Source organism: Thiobacillus sp. SCN 63-57 (assembly GCF_001725555.1).
Taxonomy (GTDB): Bacteria; Pseudomonadota; Gammaproteobacteria; order Burkholderiales; family Thiobacillaceae; genus Thiobacillus.
On record NZ_MEGP01000008.1, the window covers coordinates 1 to 18,252 of the forward strand.

General features: G+C 63.9%; 22 protein-coding genes. 18 read left to right on the forward strand and 4 right to left on the reverse strand.

From position 1 onward, the window contains the following. From ABT23_RS03750 to ABT23_RS03770, 5 genes are all read left to right on the forward strand, one after another. Window positions 1-314: hypothetical protein (locus ABT23_RS03750; protein ID WP_296631396.1), on the forward strand; the 314-nt coding region annotated here is incomplete at its 5' end. A gap of 15 nt (window positions 315-329) precedes the next feature. After that, entirely contained in the window at window positions 330-731 is a 402-nt protein-coding gene (locus ABT23_RS03755) for a hypothetical protein (RefSeq protein WP_296631398.1), read from the forward strand. 136 nt (window positions 732-867) lie between these two features. Beyond that, window positions 868-1,611 (forward strand): class I SAM-dependent methyltransferase, encoded by a 744-nt coding sequence (locus tag ABT23_RS03760; protein ID WP_296631400.1) that lies wholly within the window; start codon window positions 868-870, stop codon window positions 1,609-1,611. Between the two features lie 138 nt (window positions 1,612-1,749). Continuing rightward, window positions 1,750-2,145: a hypothetical protein gene (locus ABT23_RS03765; protein ID WP_296631403.1), complete on the forward strand. Its 396-nt coding sequence runs from the start codon at window positions 1,750-1,752 to the stop codon at window positions 2,143-2,145. A gap of 38 nt (window positions 2,146-2,183) precedes the next feature. After that, the gene (locus ABT23_RS03770) at window positions 2,184-2,564 is read left to right on the forward strand and encodes a hypothetical protein (protein WP_296631405.1); all 381 of its coding nucleotides are present in this window, start codon (window positions 2,184-2,186) and stop codon (window positions 2,562-2,564) included. Window positions 2,565-2,597: 33 nt separating this feature from the next. On the opposite strand, the gene ABT23_RS03775 is transcribed toward ABT23_RS03770, so the two are convergent. Then, entirely contained in the window at window positions 2,598-3,434 is an 837-nt protein-coding gene (locus tag ABT23_RS03775) for a ferritin-like domain-containing protein (RefSeq protein WP_296631408.1), read from the reverse strand. A 262-nt stretch (window positions 3,435-3,696) separates the two neighbouring features. Here ABT23_RS03775 and ABT23_RS03780 point away from each other — a divergent pair, with 262 nt between their 5' ends. Beyond that, window positions 3,697-5,277: a DUF3943 domain-containing protein gene (locus ABT23_RS03780; protein ID WP_296631410.1), complete on the forward strand. Its 1,581-nt coding sequence runs from the start codon at window positions 3,697-3,699 to the stop codon at window positions 5,275-5,277. A 178-nt stretch (window positions 5,278-5,455) separates the two neighbouring features. Here ABT23_RS03780 and ABT23_RS03785 read toward each other — a convergent pair whose 3' ends face one another. Both ABT23_RS03785 and ABT23_RS03790 read right to left on the reverse strand, forming a co-directional pair. Then, window positions 5,456-5,848 carry a DoxX family protein gene (locus ABT23_RS03785; RefSeq protein WP_296631413.1) on the reverse strand — a complete coding sequence of 131 codons (393 nt, stop codon included), beginning with the start codon at window positions 5,846-5,848 and terminating at the stop codon, window positions 5,456-5,458. A 124-nt stretch (window positions 5,849-5,972) separates the two neighbouring features. Then, entirely contained in the window at window positions 5,973-6,974 is a 1,002-nt protein-coding gene (locus ABT23_RS03790) for an AraC family transcriptional regulator (RefSeq protein WP_296631415.1), read from the reverse strand. 253 nt (window positions 6,975-7,227) lie between these two features. On the opposite strand from ABT23_RS03790, the gene ABT23_RS03795 reads away from it, so the two are divergent. The 10 genes from ABT23_RS03795 (at window position 7,228) to ABT23_RS03840 (ending at window position 15,764) form a co-directional block, all read left to right on the forward strand. Beyond that, complete coding sequence (locus ABT23_RS03795; protein ID WP_296631418.1) at window positions 7,228-8,097, forward strand: class I SAM-dependent methyltransferase; 870 nt, start codon at window positions 7,228-7,230, stop codon at window positions 8,095-8,097. Window positions 8,098-8,173: 76 nt separating this feature from the next. Next, a complete protein-coding gene (locus tag ABT23_RS03800; RefSeq protein WP_296631420.1) occupies window positions 8,174-9,382 on the forward strand; it encodes a helix-turn-helix domain-containing protein in 1,209 nt (402 codons plus the stop codon). Between the two features lie 42 nt (window positions 9,383-9,424). Then, window positions 9,425-10,111, forward strand: a complete 687-nt coding sequence (locus ABT23_RS03805) for a PQQ-binding-like beta-propeller repeat protein (protein WP_296631421.1) — start codon at window positions 9,425-9,427, stop codon at window positions 10,109-10,111. After that, complete coding sequence (locus tag ABT23_RS03810) at window positions 10,108-10,920, forward strand: DUF899 domain-containing protein (protein ID WP_296631424.1); 813 nt, start codon at window positions 10,108-10,110, stop codon at window positions 10,918-10,920. Before ABT23_RS03805 ends, ABT23_RS03810 begins: the two co-directional genes overlap by 4 nt. A 236-nt stretch (window positions 10,921-11,156) precedes the next feature. Next, entirely contained in the window at window positions 11,157-11,660 is a 504-nt protein-coding gene (locus ABT23_RS03815; protein ID WP_296631426.1) for a DNA-deoxyinosine glycosylase, read from the forward strand. A 60-nt stretch (window positions 11,661-11,720) separates the two neighbouring features. Next, complete coding sequence (locus ABT23_RS03820) at window positions 11,721-12,551, forward strand: c-type cytochrome (RefSeq protein WP_296631430.1); 831 nt, start codon at window positions 11,721-11,723, stop codon at window positions 12,549-12,551. Window positions 12,552-12,662: 111 nt separating this feature from the next. Then, window positions 12,663-13,310, forward strand: a complete 648-nt coding sequence (locus tag ABT23_RS03825; protein ID WP_296631431.1) for a class I SAM-dependent methyltransferase — start codon at window positions 12,663-12,665, stop codon at window positions 13,308-13,310. 15 nt (window positions 13,311-13,325) lie between these two features. Next, the gene (locus ABT23_RS03830) at window positions 13,326-13,742 is read left to right on the forward strand and encodes a hypothetical protein (protein ID WP_296631434.1); all 417 of its coding nucleotides are present in this window, start codon (window positions 13,326-13,328) and stop codon (window positions 13,740-13,742) included. Window positions 13,743-13,857: 115 nt separating this feature from the next. Next, a complete protein-coding gene (locus ABT23_RS03835; RefSeq protein WP_296631438.1) occupies window positions 13,858-14,994 on the forward strand; it encodes a GGDEF domain-containing protein in 1,137 nt (378 codons plus the stop codon). Between the two features lie 293 nt (window positions 14,995-15,287). Then, window positions 15,288-15,764, forward strand: a complete 477-nt coding sequence (locus ABT23_RS03840) for a hypothetical protein (RefSeq protein WP_296631439.1) — start codon at window positions 15,288-15,290, stop codon at window positions 15,762-15,764. Between the two features lie 29 nt (window positions 15,765-15,793). Here ABT23_RS03840 and ABT23_RS03845 read toward each other — a convergent pair whose 3' ends face one another. Next, complete coding sequence (locus tag ABT23_RS03845; RefSeq protein WP_296631441.1) at window positions 15,794-16,708, reverse strand: LysR substrate-binding domain-containing protein; 915 nt, start codon at window positions 16,706-16,708, stop codon at window positions 15,794-15,796. A 119-nt stretch (window positions 16,709-16,827) separates the two neighbouring features. Here ABT23_RS03845 and ABT23_RS03850 point away from each other — a divergent pair, with 119 nt between their 5' ends. Beyond that, the gene (locus ABT23_RS03850) at window positions 16,828-17,304 is read left to right on the forward strand and encodes a PaaI family thioesterase (RefSeq protein ID WP_296631444.1); all 477 of its coding nucleotides are present in this window, start codon (window positions 16,828-16,830) and stop codon (window positions 17,302-17,304) included. A gap of 150 nt (window positions 17,305-17,454) precedes the next feature. Beyond that, window positions 17,455-18,249 (forward strand): glutathione S-transferase family protein, encoded by a 795-nt coding sequence (locus tag ABT23_RS03855; protein WP_296631447.1) that lies wholly within the window; start codon window positions 17,455-17,457, stop codon window positions 18,247-18,249. Window positions 18,250-18,252: the final 3 nt, after the last annotated feature.

Here is an 18,252-nt window from a genome sequence, read left to right on the forward strand (position 1 = left end):
ATGTCTCGGACGTAAATCGGCTCATTGAGTTTGATCGCGAGGTAATGCATGTTGCCATCTCAGCTGTCGAGGAATTACATGGGCGGCTAGTTAATACAATGGAAATCACAAATGAGCAGATGAATGGCGGCAGAGCCCTGAAAATTCTTCGGGGTGTCCGGGACAACGAATCTCTAAAGCCGAGATTCTCTTTAATTCTTAATCAAGCTGTTGTCCTTCTCGTCTCATACTTCGGATCAGCAGTCGAAGACGTCTTTTCGTCCGCAATGACTGCGACTCTTCGCGCTGGCGGATCTTCCCGCCTTCTCAAGTAAGACCTGAAGTTAACGGTGGGTGAATTAATGGACGCCGCCTCTAGTGCTGAGGATGCGCTTGTCGCTCTATTCATTGAGAAAAAAGATCTGTCATTCCAAGACATGAAAGCGATCCACAGGGCCTTCCGAGACTACATTGGTGTAGAGATAGATAAAGATGCTGTCGTCAATAACATCATCCTTGCTCAAGCTTGCCGCCACGTTATTGTTCACGCTGGTGGCGAGATAACGCCCCGACTCACCCGTCAAGTTAGCGAAGCCTTTCCGCGAGATATCAAGGCAAAGCTCCCTAACAGTTCTGTCGTCCAGTTTTCACAACATGAGGTGCAAACGATTGCTGAAAGCATGATGGGATATCTCTCCAAACTGGTAATGAAAACAGAATCAGCAATCTCAAGAACTAGCGCACAACATTAAAACGCGTGGTCGCCGGGTCCTTGCGCCCACATATCCGCCGAGCTGAAAACCGCGGGGTCAAAAGACAGTGGGGCACGCCCTGCAATGCAACGCTAATGCGGCCGGGTGAACCAACACGCCAAGGAGGCTATTCGCAGTGGACATCCCAAGAATATTCAACATCACCGAAAGCGCTCACCGCATCCACAACCCGTTCACCCCCGAAAAGCTCGCCACACTCGGCGCGGCGCTGCGTCTGGAAGCGGGGGCGCGAGTGCTCGACCTCGGCAGCGGTTCGGGGGAGATGCTGTGCACCTGGGCACGCGATCACGGGATCGTCGGCACCGGCATCGACCTGAGCCAGCTGTTCACCGAGCAAGCGAAACGTCGTGCCGAAGAACTCGGCGTTGCCGGCCAGGTGAAGTTCATCCATGGCGATGCCGCCGGCTACGTCTCGGACAAGAAGGTCGATGTGGCAGCCTGTGTGGGCGCCAGCTGGATAGCCGGCGGCGTCACCGGCACGATCGCGCTGCTGGCGCAAAGCCTCGGCCCGGCAGGAATCATCCTCATCGGCGAGCCCTTCTGGCGGCAGCTGCCGACGGAAGCAATTGCCAAGGGGTGTCTTGCCAACGACATCTCCGACTTTCTCATGCTTCCCGCACTGCTCGCGTCGTTCCGCACCCTTGGCTACGACGTCGTTGAAATGGTTCTGGCAGACCAGGACAGCTGGGACCGATACGAGGCGGCCAAGTGGCTGACCATGCGCCGATGGCTTGAAGCCAACCCCGACGACGCGTTGGCGAAAGAGGTGCGCGCCCAACTGACGTCGGAGCCCGCGCGCTATGCCGCTTACACGCGTGAATACCTGGGCTGGGGCGTGTTCGCGCTGATGGCGCGGTGATGCGGGACGACTCGGTAGAAAACCAAAGGGGCCAGGCTGAACTGACCCGGGTTGGCGCTGCCCGCAAATCTTCTGCACAATGCCGCCTTTGCATGACAGGAGTTCCGCATGGCTTCGGGACAAATCCACATCGCCATCTTGAACCCCGGCGTCGAAATCACGCCGCTGCGGCTGCGTGGCTGGCTGCAGAAAGAAGCGGCAGTGATCAACAACCGCGCGAAGCCGGGCGACGGGGCAATCCTGCGGCTGTTTCTCACCAAGAAGCTGCGTTACGGTCTGCCCGGTGAGAAGCTCGACGCGATCCTGCAGGCGCTGACCGAAAAATATCCTGCCGTTCTGCGTATCGAGGTGCAATTGATCGAAGTGCCTCTGACCGCCGACGAGATGGCGGAACAGACCCGCATCGCCAACGCCGATCTTCAGAAATTCACGCAGCGTGCGGAGGAATACGCCAAACGCAAGCAGGCCGAGGCGTTGGAGAACACGCGGCCCGCGCCGATCCAGTGGCATTCGTTAAAAAGCGCGCTGGATTGAGCGAATGAAAGCGCGACGGCAACCCGACTGAAGGTAGCATGCAAACCCTTTTCTCCCTGATCGAGTCCCCCTTCCACCCCGATTTCAGCGCCCTGTACCGGAAGCTTGGCATCGAGGCGCAGCGCTTCGACTCGGCCCGCAATCTTCACCGGGCGATGCAGAAAGCGCCGCCGGATTTCTTCGTGGGGGAATTCATTTACGGCTGGGGCAACAACTACGCCGGCGCCAACGTCTCCAACCTGGACGTCACGATCCGCACGCTGCAGCGCTTTGCGCCGCAGGCGAAGGTCATCGTGTTCATGCATCCGCGCGAAGAGGACCACATCGGCAAGCTGCTGGAACTGTTTCCCATCCATGCGGTGCTGGCCTACCCGGTGAGCGAGCAGGCGATGCAGGCGGCCTTGCAACCCGCGGCTTGAATCCGCCAGGAAAACAGGGGCTGTTCAGCCCCGTCACGGCGCCACCACGCGCCGCGCATGACGCACCAGCAGCGGAAGCGCCATGCGGTTGACCAGGCCCGGCAGGTGCAGCGGCTTGAGCAGCATTTTCACCGTCATCTCATAAGGATAGTGGGCGCGCGCCCAGTGCCCGGCCGTATGTTGAAAGCGCTGAAAGTCCCGGGGGCTGAAGGTCTGTCCGGGATGACGCACCGCATGGGCGTTTTTCAACGCCAGGTAGGCGTCCTCTTGACCGATTTCCCCGAGCCGCTGCCGAATGACGCGGGCCACCTGCCAGCGCGAAGGGTGTTCCCGTTCGCGATACCGCAGGAAGGCGTGATAGAAATACTTGTAGTGCCCCACTTCGTCGTCACGGATATGGCCCACAAGCGTGGCCAGCACGGGCTCCGGACTGATTTGCTGCAACAAGCCATACAGGCCCGCGGTGCCGGTTTCCACGACGCACCGCGCAACCATTTCCAGCGCGCGCGTGGGCTCCAGCAGTTCCGCCTTGCAATACGGACGATAGTCCGTGCAGAACCCGTCAAACGCCGTCTGCCAGTCAAATGCGGGCCACACCGTCTCCACGTAGCGTCGCAGCGCGCGTCCGTGCTGCAGCTCCTCTGGTTCCCATCGCTCACGCAGCCATTGGCTGGCTTCGGCATCGCCCGCCATGTGGTCCAGCAGATTGTGGGTGTACAAATCCGCCAGGCTCTCCACAAATGACGCCGCTGCGAGCACATGGAACCACGTCTCTTCGCGGGCGATGCGTTCATGCGCGATGCGGTCGAACGCAATCTGCTCGATCGACCAGGGATGCGGCGCGACGAAGGCGGCGTGGGAATCCGGCATATCAGTTCATCTGCGTGGGCTCCCTGGTCAGACCCGTCAGGGCGACGGCGGTTCATTTGCACGAATTCAAAGTCGCGAGACCGGACTTAATCCAGCCGCGACATAGGGTATAAAGTGGGTTTGCGCGATTCGTTTCAGACCGTAAGTGGAGGCAGTCATGCAATCAAATAGACATGCCGCGGCGGCGTCTTGGCCGATGTATGGCTCTGCCACGACCACGCTCAAAACCCCGGCTGCTACCCCGCAGGGCACCGATCGACCGATGCACCGCATGACGTTCAGGATGCTGTTCATGGGGTCGGTTTTCGCTTGTGCGCTCGCGAGCCCGGGCCCGGCTCCTGCCGCGGAAGCCGAGGCGGACACCCCTGAACGCGTGCTCGTGCCGTTTAATCCTGGCTGGCAACTCACGCCCGATCGTTTCGACCCATACCTCCTCGCGCAAGATATTGCCAGCGCGACGGATGTCACGTCTCCAGCCGCGTCCACACCTACCGATACCCCTGTCGCGCAGCTCGAAGGCTCCGTAAAAAGGGAGGCCCGCCCCAACTATGCCCTTCCGGCCGTGGAGATTATCGGATTCAATTTCCTGCTCAACCGGTTCAACTACCACTTCATCGACAAACCGGTCTACGACACCAGCCTGCAAACGATCCGGGACAATTTGAGCGCCAAATGGGTGGTCGACACCGATCCGTTCGCGGTGAACCAGTTCATGCATCCGTATCAGGGCTCCGTTTATTTCGGGCTCGCACGCTCGTCCGGCCTCGACTACTGGACGTCGCTTGGGTACACCTTCGGGGGCAGCCTGATCTGGGAGATCGCCGGCGAAACGGGGCCGCCTTCCATCAACGACTTCGTCACCACCGGCCTCGGCGGGACGTTTCTCGGCGAACCGCTGTTCCGCATGGCGAACCTGCTGCTGGAGCACGGCGGCGACACGCCTGGATTCTGGCGTGAAACGGGGGCAGCGGCGATCTCCCCGCCGCTGGGCTTCAACCGGCTCGCCTTCGGCGACCGCTTCCGCGCGGTGTTTCAGAGCCACAACCCAGCCACCTACAGCTATGTCCGTTTCGGCTGGAACAAGATCGATGACGCACTCGATGGCATCGTGGGACAGACGGTGAAACGCGATACGGCCACCGTGGACTTTCACATGTCCTATGGGCTGCCCGGGAAGAACGGCTATCGCTATACACGTCCGTTCGACTACTTCGATTTCGATTTCACCGCGACGACCGCCAACGTGTTCGAGAACATCATGAGCCGCGGCCTCCTGATCGGAAAGGAATACACGGCGGGCGACAACTACCGCGGCATCTGGGGCCTCTATGGCAGCTACGACTATATCTCGCCGCAGACGTTTCGCGTCTCGAGCACCGCGGTGTCGTTCGGTACGACCGCGCAATGGTGGATTTCGGACAACGTGGCGCTGCAGGGCACCGCCCTTGCGGGTGTGGGCTACGGAGCCGCCGGGACCATACACGGTCAGGGTGAGCGCAATTACCATTACGGCGCCACGCCGCAGGCGCTCCTGTCGCTGCGCCTGCTATTGGGTGAGCGCGTCAACGTCGACTTGACGGCGCGCTCCTACTACGTCAGCGATGTGGCTTCGACCGAGGACCGGGGGACAGAGCGCATCTTCCGGGGAGATGCGGCGTTTACCATGCGCATCCACGGCCCCCACGCCCTCACGCTCAAGTACAACGCCTCGCGACGGGATGCGCGATACCCCGATATTCCCAACACCCTGCAGACCGTGAGAACGGTGAGCCTGCTCTACACCTACTATTTCGGCGATGCCAGGTTCGGCGCAGTCGAGTGGCGGGAGGCGGGCGAACGCTGAAGGGGATATCGACGACGCGCGGCTCGCAGACACCACCCATTGGCCCCGCCAACTGAAGCGCGCGACGAGGCTCGCGGATTAAAGGCGGAAAACGGGCCAGGGTCGAAATACCTCGCAACCCTGACGGGTTTCGAGTCCGGCCGGGGATGTCCCAACTCCATTGCGCGGGCCTCGGCGATCAGCGCCGATTGATACTGATCCGCCCGGGCCCCATGAGTAGCAGCGCAATCGCAGTGAACAAGAACATGCCCTGCAGTTCCAGCGCCCAGCCGCCCTGTTCGTTGAGGCTCGTGAGTTGCGCGAGGTGGGCAAGCGCGAAGGCAAAGAACATGTTGGCGGCGACCAGCGCGGCGCCGATGCGCGCATAGAGGCCGACGATGAGCAGGAGCGGGCCGAGCACTTCGCCGGCGTATACGCCGTAAGCGAAGAAGGCGGGCATGCCCATGCCGGTCACCATGCCCTCGATCGGGGCGATGCCGTGCCGGAGCTTGGCGATGCCGTGCAGCAGAATCAGGATGCCGAGGGTGAGACGCAAGACCAGCTTGCCGACATCGTCCAGATTGTTTTTCATCGCCATGCTCCCGGTTGAGGATACGTTGTGAGAACTATCGTGTCTTTGGAGTTTCTTCACCTTAAGACATTGGCTTCAAGGTGCAAGGCCGGATCTCCCGCCCCCATAGCCTGTTCCCCCTTGCCTACCGGCTGGCCTGCGTCCGTTTCCACGCGGCGGGCGGCAGGCCGACCATGCGCTTGAATGCGCGCGAGAACGCGGCTTCGGATTCGTAGCCCACTTCCAGGGCAATGGTCGCCACGGTGCGATTCGATTCCCGCAGCAGCCGGCTGCCGAGCTGGATGCGCCAACTGGCGAGGTAGTGCATCGGCGGATCGCCGAGGGTTTGCATGAAGCGTTCGTGCAGCGCGGAACGCGACAGGCCGACTTCGCGGGCGAGGTCGTCGACTGTCCAGGGCTGGTCCGGACGTTCGTGCATGCGTTCGAGCGCCTTGCCGACGTAGCGGTCGCGCAGTCCGGCGAGCCAGCCGGTCGCGTTCTCGGGGAGGGTGTCGAGATAGCGGCGCGCGGCGTCGACGAACATCATCTCGGCGAGCCGTTCGAGCACGGCGTCGCCGCCGGGCCGCGGGCTGCTGGATTCGACGACCGCCTGCTCGATCACACGGGCGGCCCAGCCGCTGGCGCGTTCGGCCGGCAGATGCAGGATGGGCGGCAGCGCCGCGATCAGGGGATTGAACGGCCGCAGGTCGCAGCCGAGGAAGCCGCACACGGCGATCATGTCCGCCGCCTCGACGGGCAGCGGCGACCCCGGCTCGACCACGCCATGATGAAAGGCGATCGGCATGGGCTTGGGGACGTTGCGGGTGGAGAACACCCACTCGGCGGTCCGGCGCAGCGGCTCGATGCCCGGTGCGCTCGACAGGACATGGCGATCGCCCTGCGGAAACATGACGATGTCGCCGGTGGCCAGTTTCACCGGCGGCTGGCCCGCGACCGCGGCCCAGCCGTTGCCCTTGGCGATCATGTGGTACTCGATGACATGCTCGCAGCCGGGCATCACCGCTTCGGCAATCTCGCCGGCCGGCGGCGCCTCGGTGGACCAGGGATCGCTGCAGCTCACGTAATAGAACACGGCGCCGCGCACGCGCACGGTGCGCAGCAGATCGGAAAGTGTGTCTCGGCTCATGGGCGTGGACCTTTCGACGGGCGATCGATCGGGAAGCGCAAACCTGCAATCGGGGGGCAACGAATCCCGGACGCTTGAGCATATTTGCGCGACGCAGAGTGAAGTGTCAATCAGGCGGCTTCGTGACAATGGGGGCGCTGACTGACCGGCTGCGATGCGGAGACGACGCATCGCTTTGAAAGCCGGGCAACCAGGCAGCGGACGACCGGCCCCGCCGGTCCCCTTCCATCCGAATGAGGAGAGGAGCATCCCCATGACTACCGAACTGAATGTTTGCACCCCGGCCGCACCGCCCGGGGCGCCTGCCCCCGGCCCGGGCCAGGTCGATTTCGGCGCGATCAAGCAGCGCCAGCACGCCACCTGGGCGAGCGGCAACTATGCCATCGTCGGCACCACGCTGCAGATCGTCGGCGAACACCTGGCAGAAGCGGTGGACCTGCGTGCCGGCGAAGAGGTGCTGGACGTGGCCGCCGGCAACGGCAACGCCACGCTGGCGGCGGCGCGCCGCTTTGCCCGCGTGACCTCGACCGACTATGTGCCGGAGCTGCTCGAGAAAGGCGCCGAGCGCGCCCGCGCCAATGGGCTGGAAGTCCACTTCCAGGCGGCCGATGCGGAAGACCTGCCGTTCGCCGACGGCGCCTTCGATGTCGCGCTGTCCACGTTCGGCGTGATGTTCGCGCCCCACCAGGCCCGCGCGGCACGGGAGTTGACGCGCGTGGTGCGTGGCGGCGGCCGCATCGGCCTGGCGAACTGGACGCCCGAAGGCTTCATCGGCGACCTGTTTCGCCTGATCGCTTCCTATGTGCCGCCGCCGGCCGGCGTGCAGTCGCCGATGCTGTGGGGAACCGAGCCGCGCATCGTCGAGCTGTTCGGCCCGGATGCCACCGACATCCGCTGCGAGCGGCGCCGCTTCAACTTTCGCTATCAATCCGCCACGCACTGGATCGAGGTGTTCCGCAACTTCTACGGCCCCACCTACAAGGTGTACGCCGCGCTCGATCCCGATCGCCAGGCGAGCCTGACCCGGGACATCGGCGCGCTGCTCGAACGCCAGAACGTCGGCGGCGCGCATTCGCTGGTCGTCCCCAGCGAGTATCTGGAGGTCGTGATCACCCGGAAGTAGGCGTCACGACCGGGCCGTGACCGGGAAAGGGCTCGGCGCCTTTGATCGCGGCCCCCTTGATGGGTACCCTGTCGCGATGGATTCCCTGATCGCCGCTGCCGCGCGCGCGCTCGCAGCCGGCGACGCGCTCAGTGCCCTCAAGCGTGTCGCCCTGCGCGATGACCCGCCGGCGCTCGCCCTGCGCGGCACCGCCCTGGCGCAGCTCGGCGACTACCCGCGCGCCCGCGAGCTGCTGCGGCGCGCCGCCCGCGGCTTTGGCGCGCGCGAGCACGTGGCGCACGCCCGCTGCGTGGTCGCGGAGGCGGAGGTGGCGCTGGCGATGCGCGACCTCCTCGGCTCGCCGCGCACACTGGCGGCCGCGACGGCCACGCTCGAGGCGCGCGCCGATCGTGCCAATGCGCTGCACGCGCGTCTGATCCTGGTGCGCCGGCTGCTGTTGCTCGGCCGCCTCGACGAGGCCGCATCCGCCCTGTCCACGCTCGATACGCAGGGCCTGCCGCCATCGTTGCGGGCGATCGCAGAGCTGGCCGCGGCCGAGGTGGCGCTGCGCTCGTTGCGGACGGCAGCGGCGCAGGCTGCGCTCACACGTGCCCTGGATGCGGCCGGACGCGCGGGCGTGCCCGCCCTCCTCGCCGAGGTAGGCGAGGCGCGCGCTGCGCTCGATCGTCCCGCCGCCCGCCGCGTCCACGCGGACCGCGAACAACCGCTGCGCCTCGACGAGGTGGAAGCCCTGTTCGCCTCGGGTGCACTGGTGGTCGACGCCTGCCGCCGCGGCCTGCGCGCCGGCACGATCTGGCGGCCGCTGGCGCGCCGGCCGGTACTGTTCGCGCTGGCGCGCGCGCTCGCCGAGGCGTGGCCGGGGGATGTGAGCCGCGACGCCTTGATCGCGCGCGCGTTCCACACCCGCCGTCCTGACGAGACGCACCGCGCGCGTCTGCGGGTGGGGATCGGCCGTCTGCGCGCACTGGCTGCGCCACTCACGCATATCGAGGCCACCGCGCGTGGCTTTGCGCTCACGCCGCGCGACGCGGACGCCGTGGTCGTGCTGGTGCCTCCCATCGACGGCGACCAGGCGTCGCTGCTGGCGCTGCTTGCCGACGGTACGGCCTGGTCGACCTCGGCCCTCGCGCTGGCGCTCGGGGCCAGCCAGCGTACGGTGCAGGGAGGCAGAGGAAAAGGTGCGCTCGATCGGGCGCGCCCGCACGCAGCGCTGGATGGCGCCGCCGCTGGCCGGATTCACGACGATCTTGTTACTCCCCACTGCGCTGCCGCTCGGCTAAATTGAGTCTCACGGCGCCATTCCGGCGCGCCCAAAGGAGTCAATTTGATGACCGCACCCCAAGCCAAGACAGCCGAATCCCTCTCCCAGACACCGGCACGCGCCGCCGAGATCGTGCGTGAATACGGTCCCTTCGCCGGTGCCGACCAGATCGCCGGCGTCACCCACGACGGCCGCCACGTCTGGGCCGCCACCGGATCCAGGCTGGTCGCCTTCGATCCCGAAAGCGGCCAGCTCGCGCATACGCTCGATCGCACCGGCGACGCCGGCACCGCCTTCGACGGCACGCACCTTTACCAAATTGCCGACGCGCGCATCGACAAGATCGATCCCGTCACCGGCGAGGTCGTGGCGTCGATTCCGGCACCCGGGCACGGCAGCGACTCCGGGCTCGCCTGGGCCGAAGGCAGCCTGTGGGTGGGACAGTATCGCGACCGCAAGATCCACCAGATCGATCCCGCCACCGGCGACATCCTGCGCACCCTCGAATCCAACCGCTTCGTCACCGGCGTGACCTGGGTCGACGGCGAGTTGTGGCACGGCACCTGGGAAGACGACGGCAGCGAACTCCGCCGCATCGACCCGGAGAACGGCGCCGTGCTCGAACGGCTCGAGATGCCGGCCGGCATCGGCGTCAGCGGATTGGAGTCCGACGGCGCAAACCTGTTTTATTGCGGCGGCGGGCCGAGCGGAAAGGTCCGTGCCGTGCGGCGTCCGAAACAAGGCAGATCATGAGCAAGGAGACAGACATGGATACGATGGCCAAACACACGATCGGAACACGTGAAGCCTGGCTCGCAGCAAGGCTTGAGTTGCTCGAGGACGAGAAGGAACTGACGCGGCGCAGCGACGAGATGGCACGGCGGCGGCAGGCGCTGCCGTGGGTTCGCGTCGACAAGGACTATCGCTTCGACACCGACGAGGGGAATGCCTCGCTGGCCGACCTCTTCCGCGGGAATTCGCAGCTTCTCGTCTACCATTTCATGTTCGGCCCCGACTACAAGGCAGGCTGTCCGACGTGCTCGTCGATTGCGGACGGCTTCGATGGCTTCGCCGTTCACCTGGCCAACCACGACGTCACGTTGGCGGCGGTGTCGCGGGCACCGCTCGCCAAACTCCAGGCATACAAGCAGCGGATGGGCTGGACCTTTCCCTGGGCCTCATCGCTCGACGGCGACTTCAACTTCGACTTCGACGCCTCGTACTCCGAGGAAGACCAGCGCGGGGCCGGCATCGAATACAACTATCGGCGCGAGCCGCCGATGGCGCCGATTCCCTTCACGATGGGCAAGGAAGTCGGCGACCAATCTCCGCCCGTCCAGAATGCCATCATGACCGGAACCGATGTCTCGACCTACCTGCGCGAGCGCCCCGGCATGAGCGCATTCGCGCTCGAGGACGGCGTCGTCTACCACACCTACTCCACCTATGCGCGCGGGCTGGACGGCCTCTGGGGCATGTATCAGTGGCTCGACCGCGCACCCAGGGGACGCAACGAAACGGGCATGTGGTGGCGCCGCCACGACGAGTACGGCAAGCGCTGAGGACAGGCCATGCTTTCCGCGCAGGCGTCCCAGCACGTCTTTCTTGGCGTATCGGCGCTGCGCTTCGCGGCAAGCGCGGCAGCGACGATCGTCTGGAGTACGGCCATGTCGGGAATGGGCGCAATGTCGATGCCAAGCGGCTTCATTGCGATTGCCGCCTGTCCATGGCAGCCTACGTACCGGGCGTCCATTCGATCAGCCAGGTCATCAAGTACTCATCTCACCCACACTAGCCGATGCACGCCCAAGGTTTCCCGCCCATCGCCGACGCGCACGCGCGAATCCTGGTCCTCGGCAGCCTGCCCGGGCAGGTGTCGCTCCAGCGGCAGCAGTACTACGCGCAGCCGCAGAATGCGTTCTGGAAAATCATGGGACGTCTCTTCGGGGCAGGACCGGGACTGCCCTACGCGAACCGCGTGCACGGCCTGATCGGGAACGGGATCGCGCTGTGGGATGTCTGTGCCGCGGCGCAACGACCGGGCAGCCTCGATTCCGCGATTGTTCATTCGAGCGTGGTGCCGAATGATCTCGCCGCGTTCCTGGCAAGCCATCCGGACGTCGGACTCGTCTGCTTCAACGGCAGCAAGGCGGCCGAGCTCTACCGCAGGCTCGTGCTGCCCGGCCTGCCCGAGACACTCCACGCCATCCGATACGCAACGCTTCCCTCGACCAGCCCGGCCCATGCGGCCATGCCGTTCGAAGAAAAACTGACGCGCTGGGCGGCCGTGCTGCAGAATTGACGCCTCCAACGGGCGGCCATTCTTGATGCGGCCGCGAGTCATCCCTTCCTCCACGCCGCCATGCCCGCTCGCCATTCCATCATCGTCCGCAACCTGCTCCACCTTGCCGCCTCCGTCCTGCTGGTCATTGCGTGGTCCGGAATGGCTCGGGCGGCAGAACCCTCGATCGATATTGCCGTTGGCGCACAGCCGCATCGGTTCACTCGCACCGAACTGCTGAGGCACCCCGCACTTCGCAGCATCGAGATTCGAAACGATGTGGCCTACCACCGCACGATGCGCTACCAGGCGATACCGCTCGCCGCGCTGATCACGTCATTGCCGCAGGTCGAGTCGCTGCAATTCATCGCACGCGACGGCTTTGTCGCCAATATCCCGAGTGGCCTGCTTGCCGGCGGGGCGCAGCCCTGGCTGGCGATCGAACCGGAGGATGCCGCGTGGCCGGCGCTCAAGCCGGGAGGCAGCAGTGCCGGGCCGTTCTATCTGGTATGGCGGGCGCCGGAAAAAGCCGGCATCTCGCCCGAGCAATGGCCTTACCAGATCGCCAGGATTGCGGACGCGCCGCCGCTGGAAACGCGCTATCCGCAAATCCAGCCCAGGACGGCCGCGAACAGTGCGGAGCGACGGGGGATGCAGGTATTCGTGACCCACTGCGCGGCCTGCCATACGATCAACGGCGGCGGCGATGCGGCGGTGGGCCCCGACCTGAACCGGCCGTTCAGTCCGACCGAATACTTCAACGAGCCGTTCCTGCGCAAGCTGATCCGCGACCCGGCATCGGTTCGCAATTGGGAACGGCGCAGCATGCCGGGCTTCGCGCCGACGGTGCTGGGTGAGGCGCAGCTGGACGATCTGCTGGCCTATCTGCGCCAGATGGCCATTCAGCACTGATACCGAAAACACACGCGATCCACGCCATTCGGCCCAGGGCCATTAGAATAGCCCTGTCTCCCGTCCGGCTTTGCCCTGCATCGCCTCCCTGCCAACTGACGCCGCTTCCCCATGACGACCCGCCCGACCCAACTCGACGCCACCCACTTCGACGCCAAGGCCCGCCAATGGGACGACAACCCGGTGTTCCAGGAACGCGGTCTGAAGATTGCGCAGGCCATCCGGCAGGCCGTAGCCTTGAACAAACGCATGAGCGCGCTCGACTACGGCTGCGGCACGGGCCTGCTGTCCTTTCCGCTGAAGGACGAGCTGGGCCCCATTCTGATGGCAGACAGCTCGGGCGGCATGCTCGAGGTGGTGGCGGGAAAGATCGCCGCACAGGGTGTGGCCAACATGACGCCGATGAAGCTGGATCTGCTCGTCGATCCGGTCCCGGCCCAACGATTCGACCTGATCGTCACATCGATGACCTTGCACCATGTGCCCGACACCGACGCTATCCTGCGCATCTTCCACGATCTGCTGAATCCCGGCGGCACCCTCTGCATCGCCGACCTGGACCAGGAAGACGGCTCCTTCCACGGGCCGGAGGTCGACGTGCATCATGGCTTCGACCGGGCCGACCTGGGCCGGCGCGCCGCGCAGACGGGGTTTGCCGATGTGCGGTTCCAGACCGTGTTCAGCATTGCCAAGGCACGCGAGACCGGGACGCGGGACTATCCGGTGTTTTTGATGACAGCGCGGCGCGCAGGCGCATAACGAAAGGACGACGAAATGGGTTTCGAATACATGTTTTTCGACGAGGCGCTGCGCGACCGTTTCGTGGCGTTTGCGGCAGGGTACGGCATCGCGAGCACGATGCGGCAGGACGAGATCGAGGGCTTTGTCATCGAACTGCCGGACGGGCTGGACGACGAGCTGCAGGACGCGCTCGAGGCCGAGTACGACGCGATCATGGACGCACAGATGCTGCTCGCCGAATCGGACGAGGATCTGGTCAGCCACGCCGTCGCCGGTGTCACCGTGACGCTGTCGGACGGCACGACCCGTGCCGTCCGCATTCCGCCCCCGATCGCACGCCGCCTCTTCGAGCACTTCACGCCCGAGGAAGTCCACGAGATCGCCACCGCGATTGCCGAAAGCGTGGAAAATCCGGTCGACGGGCCGATTTGCCACAAACCACCCCAATAAATGCCCCTCGGGGCAGGAAAATCGTCCCGATCCGGCCATGATCGATGGCTGGAACGGCGCGATACGCTAGACTGTGCCCGGTAGCTGCACCACCAGAACATACGCTGTCCCGTAGATGAACCCCTCGTTGCTCATTTTCATTATTTCCTTCTTCGTGGCGCTGGCCATGAGTGGAATCCTGCTGATCCTTGCGCAGACCTACCCCAAAACCATACGGGGCCTGCGCGAATGGAGCCTGGGCGCGCTGGCCATCGCGTTGTGTTTTCCGCTCTTCATCGCCCGGGACCATATCCCGGACCTGCTGAGCGTCATCCTGGCCAACCTGACGCTGTTGCTGGCCTTCATGGCGCTGAACGTCGGCACCCGGAAGTTCGCCGGCACGCCGCCGAAATACAACCGCGTCCTGCTGGCCCTGTTCGTGCTGACGTTCGTGGTGCTGTTTGTCTGGTTCACGTATGTCCAGCCCGATATCCGGATGCGCGTCGGAACCATGGTCCTGTTCACGCTCATCGTCGTCCTGGATCAGCTCTTTCTTGTGCTGCGGGCCTTGCCCAGGACGATGGGGCGTCATATCTGGGTCTCGTCGCTGGCGATCATGATCGTTTCGCGGCTGGTTCGCCTGGGCGCCCTGCTCATCGGTTTCTCCCCCCCGACCGGGGTGTTTGACACGTCGGCCTCGCAGCTTGTCTATGTGGCGATTCCCGCGCTCACGATTCCGCTCGGCACGATCAGCCTGATCCTGCTCGCGTCGGAAAAGCTGCGGCACGACCTCGAGTTCATCAGCCGCCACGACGGCCTGACCAAATGCCTCAACAAGAATGCGGCGATGGAAGAGCTCGAGCGGGAGATTGCCCATACCCGGCGCCATGGGAACAAGCTGGCGATCATGCTGTTCGATCTGGACAACTTCAAGGATATCAACGACACGCATGGCCACCTCGAGGGCGACAGGATCCTGGTCGAGTTCGCAAGAAAGGTCAAAGCCTCGCTCAGGGCATCGGACCAGCTCACGCGTTTCGGGGGCGATGAGTTCATGGCCATTCTCCCTGACGCCGATCTCGAACAGGCCCGGCTCGTTGCAAATCGATTTCAGGAAGCTGGAAGGGAAAGCCAGCCTGTCGCCTGGTCGGTCAGCATCGGCATTTCGGCATGGCAGGACCCGGACGACACCCTGGATGCCTTGCTGACCCGCGCCGACAAAGCCCTGTATAAGTCCAAGGCGCTGGGCCGGGATCAGACGCAATCCATCTGACGCACCCGCCGGGGATTGGCTTTCCCCGCGGACGCGGCCTTCACGAATCCCTCCCTTCCGAGAACGAATACGGCCCAGCCAGGTCTTATTTTTCTTGGGCGGATCGCGGGCTCGACAACGCCCGTATCCGGACTATGTTTTATCGGAAAGGCTTCAAATCCACCTGGTAGTACAAATAAACCTGTCTATAGTGGTACAGACGTTAAAGTTTGCCTTGCACCTGTCGTAATCATCAGGCCAGTCAGCCCCCCCTCCGTACGCCGCTGACCACCTCGATAACCAGGAGATATGCCATGCGCAACATGCAATATCTGACTTCCAAACATCGGATCGGTGTCACGACACCAGCCAGGCTGGAACAGCGGGCGGATACATCCGAGGATCTGGTTGCAGCGGCAGTGGACGCACTGAACGAGATGGGAAACATCACGGCCCATCAATGTTTTACCCATCCCGAGACCTTGACCGAAGACCGGATCACGGCCTATGCCCTGGCACTGATGCGCCTGCGCGAATGCGCCAGCACGGCGGGTTTCGATCGCCTGGTGAACGCGTGTGATGCGCTCGCAGTGACGGTATCCCGCCTGATCGAGGACCGAAGCTGCATCTGCCGCGAAAAATGCGAGGCCCTAACGCGTTTTGTCGGGCACGCGAAAACGATGATCCAGATGTCCATTGAGCGTGCAAAGCGCTGCACGCTGCCCGTTCCTGAAATCCACACGCCTTCCGACAGAGTGAACGTCGAGCGCAACGTGCGCGCCTCGATCTAAACGCAGATCAGTGCGGCCCGGCGCCGCTCCTATCCGGCTCGTTTCGATTGCCTCCCCGTTTCCGCCGACACGGGCATCAGCGACATCACATCCTCCATCGCATCGGCGAGCAGGCCAGGCAGCATCGGATCCAGGCCCTCGCGCCATTCAAGCCCGATGGTTCTCGCCACGCCCAAGCCCGAGACCGGCACGGCCACCAGGTCGTCCGGCACGAGGCTGCGCGGCGCCAGGGTCATTCCTTTCCCGTTTCGTATCAGCCGGAAAGCAAGTTCTTCACGTTCGGCACGCACCGTCACACGCAGCGTCACGCCAGCGGCCTTCAACTGCGCACGGCCTACCGCATCCAGCTCGCAAGTCGATCGGTGTACAAACGGATACGCCCCCAAATCCCGAACCGAAATGGGTCCGGACGTCTGTGCGAGCGGATGGTCCGGCGCCACCACGGCGACCAGGGGTTCGCGCCACAATACGCGCGCGTTGGCGGCGAGATCGCTGACATTCGTCCAGCCGAAGTCGATCCGCGCCTGGGCGAGCCATCCGGCCACACGCTCGGCGGAAGCTTCCCAAACCTCCAGTCGTACGTTGGGCGCCTGCTTTGCCACCGCTTGAACCAGCGCCGCAATCGCCTCGTGCGGCAGGGTATTGAGCACGCCCACGCGAATCCGTCGTAGGTCCTCGGCCTCGCCCAGAAAATCGGCACGCGCTGCATCGCATTGCCGGAGGATCTCTCGCGCATGCCGATAGAAGCGGCGGCCTGCCGGCGTCAGCCGAAGCGGCCGGTTGGCCGGGATGGAACGGTCGAAGAGCGGCCGGCCCAGCGTCTGCTCCAGCGCCTTGAGGCCGGCCGACACGGACGGCTGCGAAAGATGCAGCCGCTCGGCCGCCTTGATCACGCCGCCATACTCCACCACTGCAGCCAGGAAGCGGAGATGCTGGATTTTCATAATAGGTTTCTCCTATTATTTTCAATAACAACAATCGATTATAAATATTTGGAGCGCGACCGTAGACTAGCCGCCCAGATCCGCATGAACGGTTCATGGGGTCATTCATCGGAGGATGCATGAACAGCAAACTGTCTACGCTCGCGTTTCTGCAACGGCAACTGGATGGCAGCCTGCCTGCGGATGCCACCACGGAGATGCGTTATCCCACTGCAATCTCGCAGCTTCTGGGGTTCAGGATTACGGATGTCGATGTGGGTTATGCGCAAGTCGAACTGGATGCAGATGCAGCCATCCATGGCAACCAGCAGGGCACCGTGCACGGCGGCATGTTGTGCGAACTGGCCGACGCCACCATCGGAACCGCGCATTCGACCGCCATTGCGGAAGGCGAAACCTTCGCCAGCATCGACCTCCGGATCAGTTTCTTCCGGCCCGTGTGGCGATCCGTGCTGACCGCGACCGCACGGCAGGTCCAGCACGGGAAGACGCTGACCCACTACGAATGCGAAATCACCCGGGACGACGGCAAACCGGTCGCGCTCGCAATGAGTACGGTCATGACCATCCGGGGGGAGGCTGCAAGCGGACGGTAACGCCCATATGCCCGGGATGTCTCCCCGGCTTCACGTGCAAGCCAGGCCCCTGCCCGGATGGATCGGCCGGACATCCCATTCAGGCCCGGCAAGAACCAACGTCCGCCCATTTGCGTTATCGTCAGCTTTTCTCCAGGGTACCCCCCAACCATGAGCAAACCCATCATTTACCACATTCCCGTCTGCCCGTTCTGCCAGCGTCTGGACATCCTCCTGACGTTGAAGGGCCGCCGCGACGAAATCGACTTCCAGGTGATCGACATCACTCAGCCGCGTCCCGACTGGCTGCTGAAAAAGACCCGCGGCACCACGGCATTGCCGGTCCTGGAAACGGCCGACGGGCACATCATCAAGGAAAGCCTGGTCATCCTGCAGTATCTCGAGGACATCTATCCGGAACAGCCGGTCGCCCAGCGCGACCCTTACCGGCGTGCGGTGGAAAATATGCTGACGCGGATGGATGCTGATTTTTTCAGCCAGGGCTACACCTGGCTGATGAACCAGGACCCCGCACGCTGTTCGGTCCTGCGGGAAGACATGCTGAAGCAATATGCCCTGCTGAACGATTTCCTGCTGGAACACGCGCCGTCCGGCCCTTTCCTGTTCGAAACGTTCGGCTGGGCAGAGACCGTGTTCACGCCGTTCTTCGAGCGTTTCTGGTTTTTGGAATATTACGAAGGCTTCACGCTGCCCGGCGACGCGCGCTACGCCCGCGTGCGCGCGTGGGTCGACGCCTGCATGTCGCATCCGGCTGCCCAGCAGACGACCCTGGAGGAAGTGGTCAAGCTCTATTACGACTATTCGAAGGGGGCCGGGAACGGCGCCTTGCCGCCCGGCCGAACGAAGTCTTCCCTGTCGCCGGCACCCGACTGGCGCACCCGCCCCTGGCCGCCGCGAAACAAGTATGCGCACAACGCGACCGATGCGGAACTGGGCTTGCTGTAAAAC

What these genes read in the sequence shown, in the direction of transcription:
- ABT23_RS03770 (WP_296631405.1), top strand. Translation starts at nt 2,184, where the DNA reads ATGCAAACCCTTTTCTCCCTGATCGAGTCCCCCTTCCACCCCGATTTC.
- ABT23_RS03775 (WP_296631408.1), bottom strand. Translation starts at nt 3,434, where the DNA reads ATGCCGGATTCCCACGCCGCCTTCGTCGCGCCGCATCCCTGGTCGATC.
- ABT23_RS03780 (WP_296631410.1), top strand. Translation starts at nt 3,697, where the DNA reads ATGCACCGCATGACGTTCAGGATGCTGTTCATGGGGTCGGTTTTCGCT.
- ABT23_RS03785 (WP_296631413.1), bottom strand. Translation starts at nt 5,848, where the DNA reads ATGAAAAACAATCTGGACGATGTCGGCAAGCTGGTCTTGCGTCTCACC.
- ABT23_RS03790 (WP_296631415.1), bottom strand. Translation starts at nt 6,974, where the DNA reads ATGAGCCGAGACACACTTTCCGATCTGCTGCGCACCGTGCGCGTGCGC.
- ABT23_RS03795 (WP_296631418.1), top strand. Translation starts at nt 7,228, where the DNA reads ATGACTACCGAACTGAATGTTTGCACCCCGGCCGCACCGCCCGGGGCG.
- ABT23_RS03800 (WP_296631420.1), top strand. Translation starts at nt 8,174, where the DNA reads ATGGATTCCCTGATCGCCGCTGCCGCGCGCGCGCTCGCAGCCGGCGAC.
- ABT23_RS03805 (WP_296631421.1), top strand. Translation starts at nt 9,425, where the DNA reads ATGACCGCACCCCAAGCCAAGACAGCCGAATCCCTCTCCCAGACACCG.
- ABT23_RS03810 (WP_296631424.1), top strand. Translation starts at nt 10,108, where the DNA reads ATGAGCAAGGAGACAGACATGGATACGATGGCCAAACACACGATCGGA.
- ABT23_RS03815 (WP_296631426.1), top strand. Translation starts at nt 11,157, where the DNA reads ATGCACGCCCAAGGTTTCCCGCCCATCGCCGACGCGCACGCGCGAATC.
- ABT23_RS03820 (WP_296631430.1), top strand. Translation starts at nt 11,721, where the DNA reads ATGCCCGCTCGCCATTCCATCATCGTCCGCAACCTGCTCCACCTTGCC.
- ABT23_RS03825 (WP_296631431.1), top strand. Translation starts at nt 12,663, where the DNA reads ATGACGACCCGCCCGACCCAACTCGACGCCACCCACTTCGACGCCAAG.
- ABT23_RS03830 (WP_296631434.1), top strand. Translation starts at nt 13,326, where the DNA reads ATGGGTTTCGAATACATGTTTTTCGACGAGGCGCTGCGCGACCGTTTC.
- ABT23_RS03835 (WP_296631438.1), top strand. Translation starts at nt 13,858, where the DNA reads ATGAACCCCTCGTTGCTCATTTTCATTATTTCCTTCTTCGTGGCGCTG.
- ABT23_RS03840 (WP_296631439.1), top strand. Translation starts at nt 15,288, where the DNA reads ATGCGCAACATGCAATATCTGACTTCCAAACATCGGATCGGTGTCACG.
- ABT23_RS03845 (WP_296631441.1), bottom strand. Translation starts at nt 16,708, where the DNA reads ATGAAAATCCAGCATCTCCGCTTCCTGGCTGCAGTGGTGGAGTATGGC.
- ABT23_RS03850 (WP_296631444.1), top strand. Translation starts at nt 16,828, where the DNA reads ATGAACAGCAAACTGTCTACGCTCGCGTTTCTGCAACGGCAACTGGAT.
- ABT23_RS03855 (WP_296631447.1), top strand. Translation starts at nt 17,455, where the DNA reads ATGAGCAAACCCATCATTTACCACATTCCCGTCTGCCCGTTCTGCCAG.